Source organism: Otoolea muris (assembly GCF_943193115.1).
GTDB classification, from domain to species: Bacteria; Bacillota; Clostridia; order Lachnospirales; family Lachnospiraceae; genus Otoolea; species Otoolea muris.
In genome coordinates, this window is record NZ_CALPCY010000107.1 from 1 (window position 1) to 5104 (window position 5104).

General features: G+C 47.9%; 5 protein-coding genes. 4 read left to right on the forward strand and 1 reads right to left on the reverse strand.

The window, feature by feature from the left end:
- Positions 1–281 precede the first annotated feature (281 nt).
- On the forward strand, positions 282–1697 hold the full coding sequence (locus NFS31_RS26085; RefSeq protein ID WP_251501816.1) for a relaxase/mobilization nuclease domain-containing protein: 1416 nt from the start codon (positions 282–284) through the stop codon (positions 1695–1697).
- Positions 1698–1898: 201 nt separating this feature from the next.
- Here NFS31_RS26085 and NFS31_RS26090 read toward each other — a convergent pair whose 3' ends face one another.
- Complete coding sequence (locus NFS31_RS26090; RefSeq protein ID WP_251501819.1) at positions 1899–2258, reverse strand: helix-turn-helix transcriptional regulator; 360 nt, start codon at positions 2256–2258, stop codon at positions 1899–1901.
- Positions 2259–2700: 442 nt separating this feature from the next.
- Here NFS31_RS26090 and NFS31_RS26095 point away from each other — a divergent pair, with 442 nt between their 5' ends.
- Genes NFS31_RS26095 through NFS31_RS26105 form a run of 3 tightly spaced genes read left to right on the forward strand, consistent with a single transcriptional unit; the run spans position 2701 to position 4900 of the window.
- Positions 2701–4080 carry an MATE family efflux transporter gene (locus tag NFS31_RS26095; protein WP_016222230.1) on the forward strand — a complete coding sequence of 460 codons (1380 nt, stop codon included), beginning with the start codon at positions 2701–2703 and terminating at the stop codon, positions 4078–4080.
- Positions 4080–4277, forward strand: coding sequence for a cysteine-rich KTR domain-containing protein (locus NFS31_RS26100; RefSeq protein WP_016222229.1), 198 nt, complete (start codon positions 4080–4082; stop codon positions 4275–4277). The genes NFS31_RS26095 and NFS31_RS26100 overlap by 1 nt, the downstream gene beginning before the upstream one ends.
- Positions 4274–4900, forward strand: coding sequence for a CatB-related O-acetyltransferase (locus NFS31_RS26105; protein WP_251501822.1), 627 nt, complete (start codon positions 4274–4276; stop codon positions 4898–4900). Before NFS31_RS26100 ends, NFS31_RS26105 begins: the two co-directional genes overlap by 4 nt.
- Positions 4901–5104: the final 204 nt, after the last annotated feature.

A 5104-nucleotide genomic window follows, 5' to 3' on the forward strand; every position in this document is an offset into this window, starting at 1 on the left:
AAACGCCGCGTATGCGTCGTATTCAGTTTTCATTTATTCTTTCTCAATGCTGTGTGCTGGTGGCTGGGCTGGCAGGGGTGGGGGGCGGCATATCAAGGCTCTTTCCCTCAAAAGTAGTAAATTCAGCTTGAAATCCTGCTTGTATGCCCGTAAATCAAGGCTTTTTTGAGATAATCAACCATTTTTATTAAAAATCTCCAAATGAAATTAGTATGAGGAATATTCAAGGCGGCTGTTCACACCAGCCGCCGCTTTTTATCTGTCGGAAAGAAGGTGCAGTCATGGCTACCACTCGATTGATTACCCACCATATCAGCAAGGGGGAAACCATTGGGCAGTCTCTGAAAGACCGTCTGGACTATGGGAAGAACCCGGAGAAAACCCAGGGCGGGGAGCTCATTTCCGCCTATGAGTGCGACCACCAGACTGCCGATGCCGAGTTCCTGCTCTCCAAGGCAAAGTACAAGGCTGTCACAGGCCGGGAACAAAAGCGGGAGGCGGATGTGCTCTGCTATCAGATCCGCCAGTCTTTTGCCCCCGGGGAGATTACCCCGGAGGAGGCCAACCGGGTAGGCTATGAAACGGCCATGCGCTGGACAAAGGGCAAACACGCCTTTTTCGTTGCCACCCATACGGATAAAAAACATATCCATAACCACATTTATTACAATCCGATCTCGCTGGACTACACCCGGAAATTCCGGGACTTCTGGAGGTCGGTGGGGGCTCTGCGGCGGCTCTCTGACCGGGTATGTCTGGAAAATGACCTGTCCGTGATCCAGCATCCAAAGCTCCACAGCAAGGGCCGTTTCCTACATTACGGCCAGTGGATCGGGGAGCGGCCCCCGTCCGCACAGCAGAGGGTACGGCAGGCCATCGTTGCCGCTCTGGAGCAAAAGCCCGCCGACTTTGCGGCGTTCCTCCGGCTTATGGAAGAGTCCGGCTTTGCGGTAAAGCATGGGCGGAGCGGCGTGATTTCCTTTCTTGCTCCGGGGCAGGAGAAACCCACCCGCCTGCGTTCATCTACCCTCGGGGACGGTTTTGATCCCGGAGACATCCGGGCGGTGATAGCCGGGGAGCGGCCCATCCCGGTACTGGCAGACGAGGCTCCGGCCCGGCGTGTCAATCTGATCATAGATATTCAACAGCGCATGGCCCAGGGCAAGGGCCCGGCCTATGAACGGTGGGCCAAGGTTTACAACCTCAAACAGATGGCCGCCGCCCTCCAGTATCTGCGGGAGCATGACCTTATGGACTATGAAACGATGGCGGCCAGCACCGAGGCGGCGGTGGAGCGTTTTCATGCTCTCTCCGGGGAACTGCGGGAAACGGAGGCGGCCCTCGAAAAGACAGCCGGGCTTATGGCGGCAACAGTGGAATATGCCAAGACCCGACCCGTTTTCGATGGCTACAAGGCGGCCCGGTACAGTAAAAAATATCTGGCCCAGCATGAGGCGGAGCTTTCCGACTACCGGGCGGCAAAGGCGGCGCTCAATGAGCTTTTGGCCGGGGAGAAACTTCCCAAAATGGCGGATATGAAAAAGGCCCGCCAGGAGCTGGCGGGAAAGAAAAAAGCCCTCTATGCCGAGTACCGCAAGGCCCAGGCGGATATGCGGCAGGCCGTGGCGGTCAAAGCAAATATTGATCATCTGCTCGGCCATACGGACGGGCGGGAAAATAAGGCCCAGGAGCGATAGCGACAGGCCGCAGACAACAGGCGCATAGCGCCGGGACTTTGGGACACTTTGTCCCGAAGTCCAGCGGGTTTGGGGAGCTCCCCCAACAAGCATTTTTGCGGGGCCTGCGGCCCGGCAAAAATAGCAGGTGTGGCCACACCTGCCCTGCTTGCCGTTTCGTGCAAGCCTGAGAATAGCGCAAAAAACGGAGGTTACGCTTTCTTACGCATCCTCCGTTTCTTTGGTCGCTTTCATCGCTTGGATGGTGGCCTCTACAATTTTCAATTCTCTTTCGTTCAGAGAGCCCAGCATGGCATCAATCCGCTTTCTGCACTTGCTGTCTGCGTTCCGGGACGGGTAAAAATATTGATCTACCGATATATCAAACATTGTGACCAGTTGATAAAAAGTATTGAGGCTTGGGTGCTGGCCGTCATTCTCGTTATACATGATCGTGCGTGGAGAGCGGTCAACAATATAGGCCAGTTGCTCCTGCGTCATCCCGCTGGCCTCCCGAGCCCGCTTGATGGCCCGTCCTATATCGTGAAAATCAAATCGCCGTTTGTCTTGTTCTAACTTCATAACATCACCTAATGTAATTCTACATTTCATATGTTATTATTTGAACGACTATATATTTCATGCTTCTGACTATTTAATTTCGTATTACTTTGCTGACTTGACAACAAAGAGAAAACTGGTTACAATAAATCTGATATAACTATGCAAGAGGTGAGTACGATGTTGTTCGGAAAATTTTGTATTGACTTCGGCTCCACACAAGTTTATACCACGAAACATTGTGCGGAGCCTTTTCGGAAAGTTGATCTATAAAGCGGAAAGGCCAAGGCAGAGATAGACTGTCTTTGGTTTTTATACCCTTTTACCGGATCAACGATAGATAATTGACTGTTTAGGCCACAGACAATGTTTTGTTTGTGGCCTTTTGTTATGCTCATTTATAAGTGACTATGCAAAGGGCGCACGATATAGTGTGCCCTTTCTTTTTTGGGAGGAAATAAATATGACTGAAGAACATAGTTTGTTGACCGGGAGTGTACCAAAAAAGCTGGCCGTTTTTGCTTTCCCGTTGCTTTTAGCAAATATACTGCAATCTTTCTATAATGTAGTAGATATGCTTGTAATCGGCCAGATTGTTGGTGATACGGGCCTTGCGGCCATTGGAAACGCTTCTAAATTGTACTATATCATCACATCAATTTGTATTGGTATGACGATGGGCGGAGCCGTGTTGATTGCTCAATATAAAGGGGCAGACGATAAAAAGGGGCAGGCGGAGTCCTTTCAAATGCTGGCCTTGCTCTCGCTGGTATCTTCTTTACTTGTGACTATTGTGAGTTTGGTAACCTACCAGCCGTTATTCAAGATGTTAAATGTTCCAGCAGACGCATATCAAGATGCCTGCGACTATATGAAAATCATTTGCTGTGGGACTGTGTTCGTCTTTGGGTATAATGCTGTCTGCTCTGTGCTCAAGGGGTTGGGGGATTCTAAATCTCCACTCTATTTTGTGGGAATTGCTACCGTCATCAATATTGTTTTAGACATTATCTTGGTGGGCCCTTTAGGAATGGGAACGGCAGGGGCGGCTTATGCAACGATTACCGCACAAGGAATTTCCTTTGTGATTTCTCTATTCTATTTGAAGCGGCACAAGATATTTTTCTCTATGGGAAATCATAGAAAGTTTACGCTTCAATGGGATAAGCTGGCCGCCATCGTGAAAGTCGGCCTGCCCACAGCGATCCAGATGGTCGTAGTCAATACTGCCTATCTGCTTGTGGCGGGAATGCTCAATCAGTTTGGTACTGCCGTGTCTGCTGCATCAAATGTAGGTTTGCAAATTAACACCTTTGCTGGTATGCCCTGCTGGGCTATTGGACAGGCAGTAACAGCGATGGTCGGCCAATGTATGGGGGCTGGACAAATTGAGCGCACTCGAAAGGTAGTAAAAATCAGTTTAGTGATGAATGTTGCCGTAACGCTCGTTGTCGTAATTTGCGTACAGCTTTTTGCAGAACCATTGATTTTACTTTTCGGTAGTACCAGCCCGGAAGTAATAAACGATGGAGTTTACTATCTGCGTGTCTGTTGCAGTATAAATAGCTTGATTTATGCCGCTATGTACACTTTGGATTCCTTTGCTATTGGTGTCGGTGCGGCAAATATCGCTATGATTAACGCTTTACTGGACGCAGTTATTATGCGTTTGCCTGTGAGTTGGCTCTTGGCTTTTGCACTTAATATGGGGTTTTCTGGCATTTATTACGGCCAGGCGCTTTCGCCAGTCTTGCCTGCTATTGTAGGCTTACTCTATTTCATGAGTAGAAAATGGGAACACAAAACGCTTATTCAATCAAACCACAAGGAGGGAAGTCTTTAATGAATCGAATGGTATGGCTTCTATGTCCTATATGTAGAAATAAGACCAGACTTAAAGTGCGTCAAGATACAGAGCTCATCAATTTTCCTCTGTATTGCCCGAAATGCAAGCAGGAGACTTTAGTGAATGTCAAGAAAACAAACCTATCTGTTATTCGTATGAGTAACTTGATTTCTGAGGAGGATAGCAATTCATGATGGACAAGCAAAAAATTTATCCCCGGTCAAAAGATCGGGAAACCGTATATTTGAAAAATGTTATTATCGATCCCAGCATCATTGTGGGCGACTACACCATGTATAACGACTTTGTAAATGATCCTGTTGATTTTCAAAAGAATAATGTTCTTTACCATTATCCTATTAACCATGACAGGCTGATTATCGGTAAGTTTTGCTCTATCGCCTGTGGCGCTCGTTTCTTGTTCAATAGCGCCAACCATAGCATGACTTCACTTGCGACTTATCCGTTTCCCATTTTCTTTGAGGAATGGGGACTTGATGTTAGCCAAATAACCGAGGCATGGGACAACAAAGGGGATATTGTTGTTGGAAATGATGTTTGGATTGGATATGAGGCCGCAATCTTCGCTGGAGTTACCATAGGGGACGGTGCTATTATTGGCACCAGAGCTGTTGTAACAAAAGATGTCCCGCCTTATACCATTGTGGGCGGCGTTCCAGCTAAACCTATCCGAAAACGCTTTTCCGATGAAACTATTTCGGCGTTGCTGACAGAACGATGGTGGGACTGGCCGGAAGAAAAAATTGCTCGTAATCTTGCGGCAATCCAATCGGGCCATGTCGATCAATTTAAGTAAATATTGAAAAGAGCCAGACGCACAGACGCAGAGCCATCACAACAAAACCGTTGTTGATTGGCTTATGTTTCAAAGAAAACGGCGGTTTTGAGTTTTATCAAGCCGCCGTTTCTTTATGAGTATATAGGTAAACGGTAGATAGTGAGTACCTATACAAGACTGGAGCAAACCTGTATGATAGAAACAGATTTGCTCCAGTCTTTT

Excerpts from the sequence above, each read along its gene's own strand:
- NFS31_RS26090 (WP_251501819.1), bottom strand. The coding sequence starts at position 2,258 with ATGAAGTTAGAACAAGACAAACGGCGATTTGATTTTCACGATATAGGA.
- NFS31_RS26100 (WP_016222229.1), top strand. The coding sequence starts at position 4,080 with ATGAATCGAATGGTATGGCTTCTATGTCCTATATGTAGAAATAAGACC.
- NFS31_RS26085 (WP_251501816.1), top strand. The coding sequence starts at position 282 with ATGGCTACCACTCGATTGATTACCCACCATATCAGCAAGGGGGAAACC.
- NFS31_RS26095 (WP_016222230.1), top strand. The coding sequence starts at position 2,701 with ATGACTGAAGAACATAGTTTGTTGACCGGGAGTGTACCAAAAAAGCTG.
- NFS31_RS26105 (WP_251501822.1), top strand. The coding sequence starts at position 4,274 with ATGATGGACAAGCAAAAAATTTATCCCCGGTCAAAAGATCGGGAAACC.